This window comes from Paraburkholderia agricolaris (genome assembly GCF_009455635.1).
GTDB lineage: Bacteria > Pseudomonadota > Gammaproteobacteria > Burkholderiales > Burkholderiaceae > Paraburkholderia > Paraburkholderia agricolaris.
The window spans coordinates 1,608,694-1,624,458 of sequence record NZ_QPER01000001.1; the positions used below are offsets into that span (position 1 = coordinate 1,608,694).

General features: G+C 62.3%; 12 protein-coding genes. 11 read left to right on the forward strand and 1 reads right to left on the reverse strand.

From position 1 onward, the window contains the following. Window positions 1-66: 66 nt before the first annotated feature. The 11 genes from bamB to GH665_RS07395 all read left to right on the forward strand — a co-directional run bounded on the left by bamB (window position 67) and on the right by GH665_RS07395 (window position 12,894). Window positions 67-1,212: an outer membrane protein assembly factor BamB gene (gene bamB / locus GH665_RS07345; RefSeq protein ID WP_153135301.1), complete on the forward strand. Its 1,146-nt coding sequence runs from the start codon at window positions 67-69 to the stop codon at window positions 1,210-1,212. Between the two features lie 414 nt (window positions 1,213-1,626). Further along, window positions 1,627-2,964 (forward strand): ribosome biogenesis GTPase Der, encoded by a 1,338-nt coding sequence (der, locus tag GH665_RS07350; RefSeq protein WP_153135302.1) that lies wholly within the window; start codon window positions 1,627-1,629, stop codon window positions 2,962-2,964. A gap of 155 nt (window positions 2,965-3,119) precedes the next feature. Continuing rightward, complete coding sequence (gene hfq / locus GH665_RS07355) at window positions 3,120-3,356, forward strand: RNA chaperone Hfq (protein WP_006051315.1); 237 nt, start codon at window positions 3,120-3,122, stop codon at window positions 3,354-3,356. Window positions 3,357-3,413: 57 nt separating this feature from the next. Beyond that, entirely contained in the window at window positions 3,414-4,601 is a 1,188-nt protein-coding gene (gene hflX / locus GH665_RS07360) for a GTPase HflX (protein ID WP_028199535.1), read from the forward strand. A 49-nt stretch (window positions 4,602-4,650) separates the two neighbouring features. Next, entirely contained in the window at window positions 4,651-6,036 is a 1,386-nt protein-coding gene (gene hflK / locus GH665_RS07365; RefSeq protein WP_153135303.1) for an FtsH protease activity modulator HflK, read from the forward strand. 12 nt (window positions 6,037-6,048) lie between these two features. After that, window positions 6,049-6,951: a protease modulator HflC gene (gene hflC / locus GH665_RS07370; RefSeq protein ID WP_153135304.1), complete on the forward strand. Its 903-nt coding sequence runs from the start codon at window positions 6,049-6,051 to the stop codon at window positions 6,949-6,951. A 44-nt stretch (window positions 6,952-6,995) separates the two neighbouring features. Further along, window positions 6,996-7,187 carry a DUF2065 domain-containing protein gene (locus GH665_RS07375; protein WP_028199538.1) on the forward strand — a complete coding sequence of 64 codons (192 nt, stop codon included), beginning with the start codon at window positions 6,996-6,998 and terminating at the stop codon, window positions 7,185-7,187. A 219-nt stretch (window positions 7,188-7,406) separates the two neighbouring features. After that, window positions 7,407-8,558 (forward strand): ATP phosphoribosyltransferase regulatory subunit, encoded by a 1,152-nt coding sequence (locus GH665_RS07380; protein ID WP_028199539.1) that lies wholly within the window; start codon window positions 7,407-7,409, stop codon window positions 8,556-8,558. 213 nt (window positions 8,559-8,771) lie between these two features. Then, window positions 8,772-10,118 carry an adenylosuccinate synthase gene (locus tag GH665_RS07385; protein ID WP_028199540.1) on the forward strand — a complete coding sequence of 449 codons (1,347 nt, stop codon included), beginning with the start codon at window positions 8,772-8,774 and terminating at the stop codon, window positions 10,116-10,118. A 3-nt stretch (window positions 10,119-10,121) separates the two neighbouring features. Next, a complete protein-coding gene (locus GH665_RS07390) occupies window positions 10,122-10,706 on the forward strand; it encodes a phosphoribosyltransferase (RefSeq protein WP_028199541.1) in 585 nt (194 codons plus the stop codon). A gap of 301 nt (window positions 10,707-11,007) precedes the next feature. Continuing rightward, entirely contained in the window at window positions 11,008-12,894 is a 1,887-nt protein-coding gene (locus GH665_RS07395; RefSeq protein ID WP_153135305.1) for a potassium transporter Kup, read from the forward strand. Window positions 12,895-13,047: 153 nt separating this feature from the next. Here the strand turns inward: GH665_RS07395 and GH665_RS07400 are convergent, their stop codons facing one another. Continuing rightward, window positions 13,048-15,390 carry a Tex family protein gene (locus GH665_RS07400; RefSeq protein ID WP_153135306.1) on the reverse strand — a complete coding sequence of 781 codons (2,343 nt, stop codon included), beginning with the start codon at window positions 15,388-15,390 and terminating at the stop codon, window positions 13,048-13,050. Window positions 15,391-15,765: the final 375 nt, after the last annotated feature.

Here is a 15,765-nt window from a genome sequence, read left to right on the forward strand (position 1 = left end):
GCAGTGCGCCGCATGACACGACCAACCGGTCTCCTTTAATTAACTTCCTGAATGCTTCGTCCACCGATGAATCTGCTGAAACGTTACGCTGTGCCCGTTGCCTGTGCGATGACCGTCCTCACCATGGCGGCTTGCTCATCCACGAAAGACGAGCGCCGCGTGCCGACGCCGCTCACCGAGTTCAAACCTGTGCTCGACGTGCAGCAGGCGTGGAAGGCCAGCGTGGGCAAGGCGGGTCGTTACCTGTTCTCGCCGGTCGCGGTCGGCAACGCGGTGTACGCGGCCGGCGCGAACGGCTCGGTCGCGAAGATCGACGCGCAGACTGGCCAGGACATCTGGCGCGTCAAACTGCATGACGACCTCTCGGCAGGTGTCGGCAGCGATGGCACGCTCACCGCGGTCGGCGGGCTGAAGGGCGATGTCTACGTGCTCGGCGCTGACGGCAAGCAATTGTGGACCGCCAAGGCGCCCGGCGAAATCATTTCGCCGCCACTGGTTGGCAACGGCCTCGTGGTGGTGCGCACGGTCGACGGTCAAATTGTCGCGTTCAATGCGCAAACCGGCGAACAGAAGTGGAACTACCGTAATCGCGCCGTGCCGCTCAATCTGCGCGTCTCGTCGGGCATGACGTTCGCGGGCGACGCGGCGGTGCTGGCAGGCTTCCCGGGCGGCGCGTTCGCCGCGATCAACCTGCAGACCGGCGACAACTACTGGCAGACGCCGGTGTCGTATCCGAAGGGCGTGACGGAAGTCGAGCGTATTAATGACGTGACGGGTCCGCCTACGCTGGTCGGTTCGGAAACCTGCGCGGTGACGTTCCAGGGTCAGATTGGCTGCTTCGATGCGAACTCGGGCCGCGCGCTGTGGGAAAAGGCGTTCTCGAGCACGAGCGGCCTCGCGCAGGACGATCGCGCAGTGGTGGCGGCCGACGACTGGTCGGTGGTGTCGGCGTTCGACGCTACCAACGGCACGCAGCTGTGGAAGAACGACAAGCTGAAGAACCGTGAGCTCAGCGTCCCGTTCATCCTGGGTCACGCCGCCGTGCTGGGCGACTATCAAGGCTTTGTGCACTTCCTGTCGCGCGACGACGGCACGCTCGTGGCCCGGATGAAGACCGACGGCAGCGCGATTACCGCGGCGCCGGTGCTGGCCGGCGAAACGCTGGTCGTGCAGACGCACGACGGCGACCTGTACGGCTATCGCCCGCGCTAATCGCGCAGGCAATGGGTAGTCAGGCGTGCAGGCCGGCTTCGCCGGCCGCACGCGTTTTTGTGTTGCAAGAGCTTAACTAGAAGAATTCCGCCGGACTGGCTGGTCCGGCAAGTCGGATCAGAAACGGCCCATGTGGGCCTCGGTGGCTGCTTGCGGCGCCACCTTCGACGGCATCGTAGGAAATCGTACCGAACTGGCGTGCGAGCCGTTGAGCAAGAAAGACTGAACCCGGCGGCCCCTTGGCGCCGCCCCATACAGCCAAACTCTCGTCCGCCCGGGTGTGCATATTGGCAGCACATCCGGGGCTGGCCGAATTCGTGATAATTTTCGTCAAACGCTGCCGTGTAGCGGCCGCATGGCGTCGCTACGCGGGCGGTCGATTTCGATCCCGCGTTTCACCGTGAACAACATCTGATGAAACCCGTTATTGCCCTGGTTGGGCGCCCCAATGTGGGGAAATCCACGCTATTCAACCGTCTCACGCGTACGCGTGATGCGCTGGTTGCCGACCTGCCCGGTCTCACCCGCGATCGCCATTATGGCGAGGGTCGCGCCGGCGACCGGCCGTATCTGGTCGTCGATACGGGCGGTTTCGAGCCTGTCGCGAAAGACGGCATCCTGCATGAGATGGCGCGTCAAACCCGTCAGGCGGTCGAAGAATCGGACATTGTCGTGTTCATCGTCGACGGCAGGAACGGTCTCGCACCGCAAGACAAGACGATCGCCGATTACCTGCGCAAGGTCGGCCGGCCAATTTTCCTCGTCGTCAACAAGGCGGAGGGGATGAAGTACAGCGCGGTGGCCGCCGACTTCTACGAACTCGGTCTCGGCGACCCGCGCGCGATTTCGGCCGCGCATGGCGACGGCGTCACCGAAATGATCAATGAGGCACTCGGTGTCGCGTACGCCGGGCAGCCAGAAGAGAGCGACGAGGAAAAGCAGGCGCACGGCGTGAAGATCGCGATCGTCGGCCGGCCGAACGTCGGCAAGTCGACCTTGATCAATGCACTGGTGGGCGAAGAGCGCGTGATCGCGTTCGACATGCCGGGCACCACGCGCGATTCGATCTACGTCGACTTCGAACGTCAAGGCAAGCCGTATACGCTGATCGACACGGCTGGTTTGCGCCGCCGTGGCAAGGTGTTCGAAGCGATCGAGAAGTTCTCGGTGGTGAAAACGCTGCAGGCGATTTCGGATGCGAACGTCGTGATCCTGCTGCTCGATGCACGTCAGGACATCTCGGAGCAGGATGCGCACATTGCCGGCTTCGTGGTGGAGCAGGGCCGCGCGCTGGTAGTGGGCGTGAACAAATGGGACGGCCTCGATCCGCATGTGCGCGACCGCACCAAGGCAGACCTCGAGCGCAAACTAAAATTTCTCGACTTCGCCAAATTCCACTTCATTTCCGCCGCGGAAAAAACCGGCATTGGCCCGCTGATGCGCTCGGTCGACGACGCCTACAAGGCCGCCATGACCAAGCTGCCGACGCCGAAACTGACGCGTGCGTTGATCGATGCGGTGGAATTCCAGCAGCCGCGCCGCCGCGGCCCGGTGCGCCCGAAACTGCGCTATGCGCACCAGGGCGGGCAGAATCCGCCGATCATCGTGATTCACGGAAATGCGCTCGATGCGATCACCGAAACGTACAAACGCTACCTCGAAAACCGCTTCAGGGAAACTTTCAAGCTGACAGGGACTCCATTGCGCATAGAGTTCAGATCGTCGACGAACCCTTACGCGGACAAAGGCTGAAATTCAGGCTGAAACCCGCGTGTGTGCTGGGTTTGGCCGCCAGGGCCGCCTGCTCGCGCAAAAATGAAAATCGGCTATAGTGTAGCGGTTGGCGGCGGATCCCTTTTTCCTTCGTCGCCAATTCAGTCAACCTGCAAAAAAATACGGAGTTTGCTATGAGCAACAAAGGGCAATTGTTACAAGACCCGTTTTTGAACGCACTGCGTAAAGAGCATGTGCCGGTGTCGATCTACCTGGTCAACGGCATCAAGCTTCAAGGGAACATCGAATCGTTCGACCAGTACGTCGTGTTGCTCCGGAATACGGTCACCCAGATGGTCTACAAGCACGCCATTTCGACTGTCGTGCCGGCCCGTCCGGTGAATTTCCACCCGGATTCCGAACAGTCCTAACCCCCGTCGCGGCCGGCGTAGCGTCGCCCGTTGGCGATTACTCCCGGCCGCCTCATTTTGATACCGTCCAATTTGATCAATGCAGCGCTTGTCGGCATCGACTTCGGTAAGATCGATTTCGAAGCCAGTCTCGAAGAACTCAGCCTGCTCGCGCAAAGCGCGGGCGCGAATCCCATAGTCACCCTCACGGGGCGCCGGTCCAGTCCCGACGCCAAGATGTTCGTCGGTAGCGGCAAGGCCGAAGAACTGCGTCTTGCCTGTGAGGCGAACGACATCGAACTCGTCATTTTCAATCACGCTCTGGCGCCTGCGCAGCAGCGCAATCTGGAGCAGGCGCTTAACCGCCGCGTGATCGATCGCACCAGTCTCATCCTCGATATTTTTGCGCAACGCGCCCGCAGCCACGAAGGCAAACTGCAGGTGGAGCTCGCGCAATTGCAGTACCTATCGACGCGGCTAATCCGCGCATGGACCCACCTCGAACGCCAGAAAGGCGGTATCGGTTTGCGCGGCCCAGGCGAAACGCAGCTCGAAACCGACCGGCGTTTGATCGGCGAGCGCATCAAGGCGCTCAAGACACGGTTGGAGAAGCTGCGCCGTCAGCATGGCACGCAGCGCCGCGCGCGCAGTCGTAACCAGACCATGTCGGTGTCGCTCGTCGGCTATACGAATGCGGGCAAATCCACACTTTTCAATGCGCTGACGAAGGCCCAGGCGTACGCGGCCGACCAGCTGTTCGCCACGCTGGATACCACGTCGCGCCGCGTCTATCTGGGCGACGAAGCCGGCCAGGTGGTGGTGTCCGACACGGTCGGTTTCATCCGCGAATTGCCTCACCAACTGGTGGCGGCTTTCCGCGCCACCCTCGAAGAAACCATCCACGCCGACCTGCTGCTGCATGTGGTCGACGCGTCGAGCGCCGTGCGCCTCGATCAGATCGACCAGGTGAACGAGGTGTTGCACGCAATCGGTGCAGACACGATCCGTCAGGTGCTGGTGTTCAACAAGATCGACGCCGTGCCGGAGTTGGCGGCTCGTGGGGACGCGGTCGAGCGGGATGAGTATGGTAATATTTCGCGCGTCTTTTTGAGCGCGCGCACGGGGCAAGGGCTGGATACATTGCGCGCTGCCATCGCTGAAATCGCTACTGCCGAACCTCTCTCCGATACGCTGGTCGATCTGTCGGAAGAAGACCGGTCGGCAGCACCACGCGAGGACCGTAAGGTCTCAGAACTCGGGCACTGACCCGCTCCAATTGCACTGACCCGCTGTCTACTCTGGTGAACGAACACAGGTGAACGATTACAACGAGCGGAGTATCTGGCTGCGCATGCGCGCCATGCTTTCACTGAACGATCCGCGCTGGGGCCGGGGCGACGGCAATGGCGATCGCCAACGACCCAACGAACCCAAGCGTCCGCCGACCAAGGACGGTGAAGGTCCGCCCGATCTCGACGAGATGTGGCGCGATTTCAACCGCCGTTTGAGCCGGGTGTTCGGCCGCAAAGGCGGCGGTGCGGGTGGTGGTGGCCGCCCGGACAACGGTCGCGGCGCGCGCATCGGCGTAGGCATCGTGATCGGCGTGCTGATCGCGATCTATCTCGGCAGCGGCGTGTTCGTCGTGCAGGATGGCCAGGCCGGCGTTGTGATGCAGTTCGGCAAATATCGCTACACGGCCGGGCAGGGCGTGCATTGGCGCCTGCCGTATCCGTTCGAAGCGCATGAGCTCGTCAATATCGGTCAGATCCGCCAGGTGGAGGTCGGCCGTAACAACGTGGTGCGTCTCGCTAACGTGAAGGACGCGTCGATGCTCACGCACGACGCCGATATCGTCGACGTGCGCTTTGCCGTGCAGTATCAGGTGAGCAAGCCGACCGACTATCTTTTCCGCAGCGTCGATCCCGACCAGAGCGTCATGCAGGCCGCGCAGGCGGCGGTGCGCAGCATCGTCGGCGCGCGTAGCACCAACGACATCCTCTATCAGGATCGCGAAGCAATTCGCCAGCAGCTGATGGCGTCGATTCAGCAATCCCTGGATGAATACCAGTCCGGCCTCGCCGTGACCGGCGTCACGATCCAGGGCGTGCAGGTGCCAGACCAGGTGCAAGCCGCTTTCGACGATGCCGCCAAGGTACGTCAGGACAACGAGCGCGCCAAAAACGAAGCGCAGGCCTATGCGGCCCAGTTGCTGCCGCGCGCGCAAGCCGACGTTGCGCGTCAGATCGACGAAGCGAAAACGTACAGCGACAAGACCGTGGCCCAGGCGCAAGGCGACGCCGAACGCTTCAAGCAGGTCTACGCGCAGTACTCGAAAGCGCCCGCTGTGATTCGCGAGCGTATGTACCTGGAAACCATGCAGCAGATCTATTCGAATACGACCAAGGTGTTTGTGGACAGCAAGAGCGGCAACAACGTGCTGTATCTGCCGCTCGACAAATTGGTCGAGCAGACACGCCAGCGTGTCGCCGATGCTGCGGCGGCCGCTTCGGGTGCAGCAACTGCGCCGGGTGCCGTCCCGCAAGGCACGAGCAGCGCCGCACCGTCTGTCGCCGCGCCTTCTGCCGCTGCTTCCACACCCGCCGCGGTCGCGACGCCAGCCAGCCAGGCCGCCGCCAGCAGCGACGCACTCCGTTCACGCGACTCCTTCCGCAGCCGTATGCGTGAAGACGACGTTCAATAAGGAGCGCACATCATGAACAAGATCATTGCGCTCGTCGTTGCCTTAGTCATCGTGCTGTTTGCCGCATCGTCGATGGTATTCGTGGTCGACCAGCGGCATATGGCCGTGCTGTCCTCGCATGGCGACACCGCGCCCGTATTGCTGGGGCCCGGCCTCCATGTGAAGCTGCCGCCGCCGTTGCAAACGCTCACGCTGGTCGACAACCGCATCCAGTCGCTCGACGCGCCGGATGAAGACCGCTACGTCACGTCGGACAAAACCGATCTGCTGGCTAACCCGGTCATCAAATACCGCGTGACCGATCCGCTGAAGCTGCTCGCCGAAACCAGGGGCGATGTGCAAAGTCTGTCGGACCGCCTGGCGCTACTGTCGCGCGGCGCGCTCGGCGACGCGTTCAGCAAGGTCACGCTGACCGATGCGCTGGCGAAGCAGCAAGCCGTTGCCGACGAAGCCCGCGGCGCGATGGACAAAGCCGCGGCATCGCTGGGCGTTTCGGTGCTCGACGTGCAGCTCACGCGTGTCGACTTCCCGGCGGCGATGGCCGACTCAGTCTACAAGCGGATGATCGCCGCACGCGAGCAGGTGGCGGCCGACGAACGTGCGAAGGGTACGGCCGAGGCTGACCAGATCAAGGCGGATGCGGTCGGCCAGCAACAGGCGATTCTCGCGGACGGCTATCGTCAGGCACAGACCATCAAGGGCGAGGGCGATGCCAAGGCAGCGGAAATCGCGGCTGCGGCATACGGTAGCGACCCGCAGTTCTACCAGTTTTATCAAAGCATGCAGGCATACAAGAACACCTTCAAGCCGGGCGACGTGATCGTGGTCGACCCGAGCAGCGAGTTCTTCCGCTTCATGCGTAGCCCGACCGGCGGCGCAGCCCCGGACGCTTCCGCGGCACCGCGCAAACACTGATAACCGGAACGCCGCGGCATCCGCATCGCGGCCCCTTGATTCGCATGGACATAGCCGGCTCGTTACTGCTCGCGATCGCATTGATGCTGATTATCGAAGGGATGTTTCCCTTCGTTTTTCCGAGCGCCTGGCGCGATACGTTCCGTAAAATTGCGGAACGGCCCCCCCAACAGATTCGCATCGGCGGGCTGATCGTGATGGTGCTCGGACTGATCCTGCTGTTCATCGTGACCTGAAGGGGCGTTTGCACGGCGCGCTTCGCAGCGTACTGTTGCACTAGCGAAATGCGCTGCTGGCAGCGGCGCGGCAATAGCGAGCGCTGCGGCTGGCCGAGGGGCTGCCAAGGAAGGGTGGCCCCACGCCCGCTACAGCCGCCAAAATAGAGCCGCCGCCCGCCATTCACACTTACTTACCGGCGCCCCAGTCGCCGTGTTCAACGTCGTAGGACTGTATCGATGTCGACCTGGTTACTTCCCGAGAATATCGCCGACGTGTTGCCGTCGGAAGCCCGCAAGATCGAAGAATTGCGGCGCCGTTTGCTGGATCGTTTCCGCTCGTACGGCTACGAGATGGTGATGCCGCCGCTGCTCGAATACATCGAGTCGCTGCTCACCGGCGGCGGGCACGATCTGAATCTGCGCACGTTCAAGCTCGTCGATCAGATGTCCGGGCGCACGCTCGGTCTGCGCGCGGACATTACGCCGCAGGTCGCGCGTATCGACGCACACTTGCTGAATCGTCAGGGCGTGACGCGCCTTTGCTATGCCGGCAACGTGGCGCATACGCGTCCGCGCGGCCTGCACGCCACGCGCGAGCAGATCCAGATCGGCGCGGAAATCTACGGTCACGCCGGCCTTGAGGCGGATCTGGAAATCCAGCAGTTGATGCTCGACGCGCTGCGTCTGGCCGGCCTCGCGAAAGTGCGGCTCGATTTGTGTCATGCGGGCGTGCTCGCCGCGCTGATCGAAGCGGAGCCTGCGGCGGCCGAGTTGGGTCAATCGCTCTACGACGCGTTGGCGGGCAAGGATGTGCCGCGCCTCGTCGAACTGACCGCGAATCTCACGCCGGTCACGCGCGACGCCTTGCGCTCGCTTCCCACGCTCTACGGCGACGCCTCGGTACTCGACGAAGCCCGAGCCCGCTTGCCGAACGCACCCGCCATCGCCCGCGCGCTCGACGACCTCGCGTTCCTCGCGAGCCAGGTGGAAGGCGCCGAAGTCATGATCGATCTGGCCGATTTGCGCGGCTACGCTTATCACAGCGGCGTGATGTTCTCGGCGTATGTCGATGGTGTGCCGAATGCGGTTGCGCGCGGCGGCCGTTACGATCACGTTGGACAGGCCTACGGTCGCGCTCGCGCGGCAACCGGTTTCTCGCTCGATCTGCGTGAAGTCGCCCGTATTTCACCTGTCGAGGCCCGTAGCAGTGCGATTCTCGCGCCGTGGCAACACGACGACGCGCTGCGCGTGAGCGTCGCGGCGTTGCGCGATGCTGGTGAAGTCGTGATTCAGGCACTGCCTGGCCACGAGCACGATCTGGACGAGTTCGCGTGCGACCGCGTGTTGGTCGAGCGCAACGGCGCGTGGGTGGTCGAACCGCGTCCCTGAGTCCAAACTGAGTCCAGATAGTCAAACCGCTCGCGGGGCGACCCAAGGGCATTTCTGAAGGCGTCCAAAGCGTCGCCGGACCCGGCGCGGCCCCTCGCCGCGCTATTTTCGATATACCCACCATAACGTGCATGCCATTGAGCGGAAACGGAAAAATTCGGAAGGTTCCGCGAACATAGGTAGAATACGTTTTTAACCAGCTTACGAAACAACATGTCTGCCAGCGCAGTGAATGTGAACCCCGGGCGTAACGTCGTCGTCGTGGGAACCCAATGGGGTGATGAAGGCAAGGGCAAGATCGTCGACTGGCTGACGGACCACGCTCAAGGCGTCGTTCGCTTCCAGGGCGGTCACAATGCCGGTCACACGCTTATCATCGGCGGCAAGAAAACCATCTTGCGTCTGATTCCGTCGGGCATCATGCATCCCGGCGTCGCGTGCTACATCGGCAATGGCGTCGTGTTGTCGCCGGAAGCGCTGTTCAAGGAAATTGGCGAGCTCGAAGCCGCCGGGGTCGATGTTCAGAATCGCCTCTTCATTTCCGAAGCCACCACTCTGATCCTGCCGTATCACATTGCGATCGACCAGGGCCGCGAAGCGCGCCGTGGCGCGGGCAAGATCGGCACCACCGGCCGCGGCATCGGGCCGGCCTACGAAGACAAGGTGGCGCGCCGCGGTTTGCGCGTGCAAGACCTGTTCGAGCCGGAAAGCTTCGCCGAACGTCTGCGTGAAAATCTCGATTACCACAACTTCGTGCTGACCAAGTACCTGGGAGTCGCAGCGGTCGACTTCCAGCAAACGCTCGACACGATGCTGAGCTATGCCGACCGTCTGAAGCCGATGGTGACCGACGTGTCGCGTCGTCTGTACGACGAAAACGCAGCCGGCAACAATCTGCTGTTCGAAGGCGCGCAAGGCACGCTGCTCGATATCGACCACGGCACCTATCCGTTCGTCACGTCGAGCAACTGCGTGGCCGGTGCGGCCACCGCGGGTGCGGGCGTCGGTCCGCAAAAGCTGAACTACATTCTCGGCATTACCAAGGCGTATTGCACGCGTGTCGGTTCGGGCCCGTTCCCGAGCGAACTGTACGACGCGGATAACGCCGCGCGTCAGGAAGCGATCGGCCTCGAACTGGCCACCGTCGGCAAGGAATTCGGTTCGGTCACCGGCCGTCCGCGCCGCACGGGCTGGCTCGACGCCGCCGCGCTGCGCCGCTCGATCCAGATCAACGGCGTGTCGGGTCTGTGCATGACCAAGCTCGACGTGCTCGACGGCCTCGACGAAGTGAAGCTGTGCGTTGGCTACACGGTCGACGGCAAGCCGGTCGATCTGCTGCCGCGTGGCGCATCGGAAGTCGCGCGTTGCGTGCCGGTGTACGAAACCTTCCCGGGTTGGAAGGAAAGCACCGTCGGCATCACGCAGTGGGACAAGCTGCCGGCCAGCGCGCGTGCGTATCTGACCCGTGTGCAGGAAGTCGCGGGTATTCCGATCGACATGGTGTCGACCGGTCCGGATCGCGACGAAACGATTCTGCTTCGTCATCCGTTCAAGGTTTAAGCCATGGTTCAAGGTGTACCCATGATTGCGATGAAAGATCCGCGCAACGACGACAAGAACCTGTGGGTCGGCTGGGACGAGTATCACCGGCTGATCGAACTGCTGGCGTTGCAGGTGCACGAGTCGGGCTGGAAGTTCGACAAGATCCTGTGTCTCGCGCGCGGCGGTTTGCGCGTCGGCGATCAGCTTTCGCGTATTTACGATCTGCCGTTGGCGATTCTCGCCACCAGTTCGTATCGCGAAGCAGCCGGCACGGAGCAGGGCGAACTCGACATCGCGCAATACATCACGATGACGCGCGGCGAGTTGCACGGCAACGTGCTGCTGGTCGACGACCTGGTCGATTCCGGCGTGACGCTGGCACGTGTGCAGCAACATCTGAAGGAACGCTATCCGGCGATCACCGCGGTACGCTCGGCGGTGCTCTGGTACAAGGGTTGTTCGAAAGTGAAGCCCGATTACCACGTGCAGTATCTGCCGACCAATCCGTGGATTCACCAGCCGTTCGAGGAATGGGACACGGTTCGTCCGCATAACCTCGGCGCGTGGATCAAGCGCGGTATGCAGCAGGAGTCGTCAGGCACGTGATGCGAGTTACGACGCCATACCTGTTGCGTCGTCTCCCGTGCAGTAACTGCAAAACGGAGCCCGATCGGGCTCCGTTTTTTTTGTGCGCTGCGTGTCCGTCGCATATGTTTTGCAATGGCGCTTCGCAGAACGCGCGCACCTGCCCTGGTGAAACGTCTGACGTAGCAGACGTGCCCAAATCGCAGTGCTACACTTCGCGGACTATCCACGTGGTGTATCCACAACAAGCCGGGCGGCGCCAGGCGGGCAGTTTAAAATAGCGGTCGTTTTTTCCGCTCAGGGAACGGATTTTCTCGCGTTTATGACAGATAACAATCACGTGCACAAACAGCCCCTGCCTTCCCTCGCGATTGCCGCGATTGGAGTGGTGTTCGGCGATATCGGCACGAGCCCGTTGTACTCGCTGAAAGAGGCGTTCAGCCCTTCACATGGCATTCCGCTGACCGATCAATCGATCCTGGGTGTGATCTCGCTGCTGTTCTGGGCGATCATGATCGTGGTCGGCGTCAAGTATGTGTTGTTCGTGATGCGCGCCGACAACAACGGCGAAGGCGGTGTCCTCGCGTTGATGGCGCTGGCGCTGCGCTCCATCGATCAAAAATCGAAGATGGCCGGCTTGCTGATGATGCTGGGTATCTTCGGCGCCTGCATGTTCTATGGCGACGCGGTGATTACGCCCGCCATTTCGGTGATCTCGGCGGTCGAAGGCCTGGAGATCGCTGCGCCCAATCTGTCACATCTGGTGTTGCCGCTCACGATGGTCATCCTCGTGCTGCTGTTCTGGATTCAGCGGCACGGAACGGCCACTGTCGGCCGCCTGTTCGGTCCGATCATGGTGCTGTGGTTCCTGGTGCTCGCCGCGCTGGGCCTATGGCATATCCTGCAGTCGCCGAACGTGATCCGCGCGCTGAACCCGTACTACGCCTATACCTTCATGGCCGCGCACGTGTTGCAGGCTTATGTGGTGCTCGGCTCGGTCGTGCTGGTGCTGACCGGCGCCGAAGCGCTGTACGCCGACATGGGCCATTTTGGCGCCAAGCCAATTCGCATGGCCTGGTATTTCCTCGTGATGCCCTCGCTGGTGCTGAACTATTTCGGGCAGGGCGCGTTGCTGATGCACGACCCGAAGGCGATCGAAAACCCGTTCTTCCTGCTCGCGCCGGATTGGGCGCTGCTGCCGCTCGTGGTGCTGTCGACTGTGGCGACTGTGATCGCGTCGCAGGCGGTGATCTCCGGCGCCTATTCGCTGACGAGTCAGGCGATCCAGCTCGGCTACGTGCCGCGCATGAAGATCCTGCACACGTCGGAACTGGCGATCGGCCAGATCTACGTGCCGGTGGTGAACTGGATGTTGCTGTTCATCATTCTGTGCATCGTGATTGCGTTCAAGAGCTCGGATAACCTCGCCGCCGCTTACGGTATCGCAGTGACGGCCACCATGGTGATCACCACGATCCTCGCCTGCGTCGTGATGGTGAACGTGTGGAAATGGAACAAGTTCCTCGTGGCGATGATCATTGGCGTATTCATGGCGGTCGACTTGGGCTTTTTCGGCGCCAATCTGCTCAAGGTGGCGGAGGGGGGCTGGCTGCCGCTTGGCATCGGCGCGCTTCTGTTCTTCCTGTTGATGACCTGGTTCAAGGGCCGGATGATCGTCAAGGAACGCACGGCGGCCGACGGTATTCCGCTTATGCCGTTCCTGCAAGGCCTGCTCGCGCATCCGCCGCATCGCGTGTCGGGTACGGCGATCTATCTGACGGGCAGCGATTCCCTCGTGCCGGTGAGCTTGCTGCACAACCTGAAGCACAACAAGGTGCTGCATGAGCGCACGATTTTCCTGACCTTTGTGACGCTCGATATCCCGTATGTGAATGACGCGGAACGCGTGACGGTGAAGGACCTCGATGGCGGCTTGTTCCTCGTCAAGGCGGCATACGGTTTCAACGAAACGCCTGACGTGAAGGCTGTGTTGCTCGAAGTCGGCCGCACGCACGACATGACGTTTGAGTTGATGGACACGTCGTTCTTCCTGGCTCGCGAAACGGTCGTGCCGACGCAGTTGCCGGGCATGTCGGTGTGGCGCGAACGTGTGTTCGCATGGATGCATCAGAACGCCGCCAAACCGACAGATTTCTTCAGTATTCCGGCCAATCGGGTGGTGGAGTTGGGAACGAAGATCGAGATCTGATCGGGCCCAGGTTCGCAAGCGCCTCGCATGCCGAGGCGCGCCAGGCGGCAAGCAATAAAAAAAGCCCACGCAATTGCGTGGGCTTTTTCATTACAGCTCAACTGGAGCTCGTGAGCGTCAGCGCGTGATTCCATCACGCACTGACGAACCTGCTTACTTCTGCTTGAGCTTGGCGAACGCGGCCGCCATTGCACCGCCTGCTTCCGGTTCACGCGAGCGCTGTTGTTGCGCACTGCGTCCACCGCCGCCGGAGCGGCCACGATCCTGCTGGGCGCCGCCACCGCTGCGCGGCGCGGCTGCCGCGCCGAACTCGTCGTCCAGACGCATGGTCAGCGCGATACGCTGGCGCTTCACATCGACTTCCAGCACCTTCACCTTGACGATCTGGCCGGCCTTGACTATTTCGTGCGGGTCTTTGATGAACTTCGTCGACATTGCCGACACGTGCACCAGACCGTCCTGATGCACGCCGATGTCGATGAACGCGCCGAAGGCCGCCACGTTCGTCACGACACCTTCAAGCACCATGCCTGGGGTCAGGTCGCTGACCTTCTCGACGCCTTCGCGGAAGGTCGCGGTCTTGAACTCGGGGCGCGGGTCGCGGCCCGGCTTTTCGAGTTCCAGCAGAATGTCGCGCACAGTCGGCAGACCGAAACGTTCGTCGACGAATTCCGCTGGCGACAGACCACGCAGCGCGTCGCGATTGCCGAGCACTTCGCCGACGTGCTTGCTGATTTTCGCGAGCATGCGTTCCACGACCGGATAGGCTTCCGGGTGAACCGACGAGCGATCGAGCGGATTTTCGCCATTGTTGATGCGCAGGAATCCGGCGGCCTGCTCGAAGGTCTTGTCGCCCAGACGCGGCACCTTGCGCAGATGTTCGCGCGACGGGAACGGACCGTTTGCATCGCGATAATCGACGATGTTGCGAGCCAGCGTTGCGTTCAGACCCGACACGCGCGCCAGCAAGGCGACCGATGCCGTGTTGGCATCCACGCCGACCGCGTTCACGCAATCCTCGACCACCGCGTCGAGCGAGCGGGCGAGTTCGCGTTGATTCACGTCGTGCTGATACTGGCCGACGCCGATTGCCTTCGGCTCGATCTTCACCAGTTCCGCGAGCGGGTCCTGCAGACGGCGCGCAATCGACACGGCGCCACGCAGCGACACGTCCATGTCCGGGAATTCCTTCGCCGCGAGTTCGGAGGCCGAGTACACCGACGCGCCGGCTTCCGACACAACGATCTTCTGCAGCTTGAACTCCGGATGACGCGCGATCAGTTCGCTCGCGAGCTTGTCCGTTTCGCGCGATGCCGTGCCGTTGCCGATACTGATCAACTCAGCCTGAGTCTGTGCGCAGATACGCGCCAGTTTCGCGATCGAGCCGTCCCAGTCGCGGCGCGGCTCGTGCGGATAGATCACGTCGGTGGCGAGCACCTTGCCGGTCCGATCGACTACCGCGACTTTCACGCCGGTGCGCATGCCCGGATCGAGGCCGATCACGGCTTTCGGCCCGGCGGGCGCGGCGAGCAGCAAATCCTTCAGATTGCGCGCAAACACACGAATTGCTTCGTGTTCGGCTTCATCGCGCAGATTGGTCAGCAGCTCGTTTTCGATGTGCGGCTGCACCTTCACGCGCCAGCACCAGCGGCACACGTCGGCGAGCCACTTGTCGGCCGGGCGGTTCTGATTGGCGATGCCGAAGTGGCGGGCGATCAACGCTTCGCCCGGATGCGGCACCTGCGCGTCGAGCTCCTCGCCGAGCCCCAGCTTGACCATCAGCACGCCTGCATTGCGGCCGCGGAACAGGGCCAGCGCGCGATGCGACGGCACGGTCCTGATGGTTTCCGCGTAGTCGTAGTAGTCGCGGAATTTCTCTTCTTCCGCGTTTTCCTTGCCTTCGACCACTTTCGACGACACCACGCCCTGGTTGAACAGGTAGTCGCGCAGCTTGCCGAGCAGTTCGGCGGTTTCGCCGAACTGTTCCGAGAGAATGTCGCGCGCGCCGTCGAGCGCGGCCTTGAGGTCGGCAACGCCTTTTTCGGCGTCCACGTAGGCGGCGGCTTCGGTTTGCGGGTCGAGCAGCGGATTGGCCAGCAAGGCGTCGGCCAGCGGCTGCAGGCCGGCTTCGCGGGCGATCTGTGCGCGCGTGCGGCGCTTCGGCTTATACGGGAGATACAGGTCTTCCAGCACCTGCTTGCTGTCGGCGCCTTCGATCGCGGCGCGCAGCTCGTCGGTGAGCTTGCCCTGTTCGTCGATGCTGGCAATGATCGTGGCGCGCCGGTCTTCCAGTTCGCGCAGATACAGCAGGCGTTCCTCGAGATTGCGCAATTGCGTGTCGTCGAGATTGTCGGTCACTTCCTTCCGGTAGCGGGCGATGAACGGAACAGTCGCTCCTTCGTCGAGAAGTTGCACCGCGGCCGCGACCTGGCGCGGCTGGACGGACAGTTCGGCGGCGATGCGCTGTACGATCTTGAGTGCTACGGTTTCCGTCATAAGGTCTTGGTGTTCCTGCTACTCAATCAAAGGTCGCGCGCTAATGCCACACGCGTCATACGCGTCACACGCCGGGCCCACGTCGGGCACGCCGGTGCACGCTGGGCGTGCGCGCTGCGACCAGGTTGCTGGAGCGGGGCATTTTGCCATAAATGCCAAAGGGCTCAACCGCAGGGTGATAGAATTTCGGGCATGTTCCGTTGACCATTTACGACGTTGCCTACCTCCTTGTCCCTCAACCGCCTGGGCTCCCGCTTGGTCTCTCGCTTGTCACAATTGCCGTTTTCTTCGTCGCCGCATTTGGCGCGCTCGCCGCTTACGTCGTTGATGTCGCGCCTGTCGACTGTGTGGACGTCGCGGTTCGTGCCTGGATCA

What these genes read in the sequence shown, in the direction of transcription:
- GH665_RS07375 (WP_028199538.1), top strand. Translation starts at nt 6,996, where the DNA reads ATGGACATAGCCGGCTCGTTACTGCTCGCGATCGCATTGATGCTGATT.
- GH665_RS07395 (WP_153135305.1), top strand. Translation starts at nt 11,008, where the DNA reads ATGACAGATAACAATCACGTGCACAAACAGCCCCTGCCTTCCCTCGCG.
- der (WP_153135302.1), top strand. Translation starts at nt 1,627, where the DNA reads ATGAAACCCGTTATTGCCCTGGTTGGGCGCCCCAATGTGGGGAAATCC.
- hflC (WP_153135304.1), top strand. Translation starts at nt 6,049, where the DNA reads ATGAACAAGATCATTGCGCTCGTCGTTGCCTTAGTCATCGTGCTGTTT.
- bamB (WP_153135301.1), top strand. Translation starts at nt 67, where the DNA reads ATGAATCTGCTGAAACGTTACGCTGTGCCCGTTGCCTGTGCGATGACC.
- hfq (WP_006051315.1), top strand. Translation starts at nt 3,120, where the DNA reads ATGAGCAACAAAGGGCAATTGTTACAAGACCCGTTTTTGAACGCACTG.
- GH665_RS07380 (WP_028199539.1), top strand. Translation starts at nt 7,407, where the DNA reads ATGTCGACCTGGTTACTTCCCGAGAATATCGCCGACGTGTTGCCGTCG.
- GH665_RS07385 (WP_028199540.1), top strand. Translation starts at nt 8,772, where the DNA reads ATGTCTGCCAGCGCAGTGAATGTGAACCCCGGGCGTAACGTCGTCGTC.
- GH665_RS07400 (WP_153135306.1), bottom strand. Translation starts at nt 15,390, where the DNA reads ATGACGGAAACCGTAGCACTCAAGATCGTACAGCGCATCGCCGCCGAA.
- GH665_RS07390 (WP_028199541.1), top strand. Translation starts at nt 10,122, where the DNA reads ATGGTTCAAGGTGTACCCATGATTGCGATGAAAGATCCGCGCAACGAC.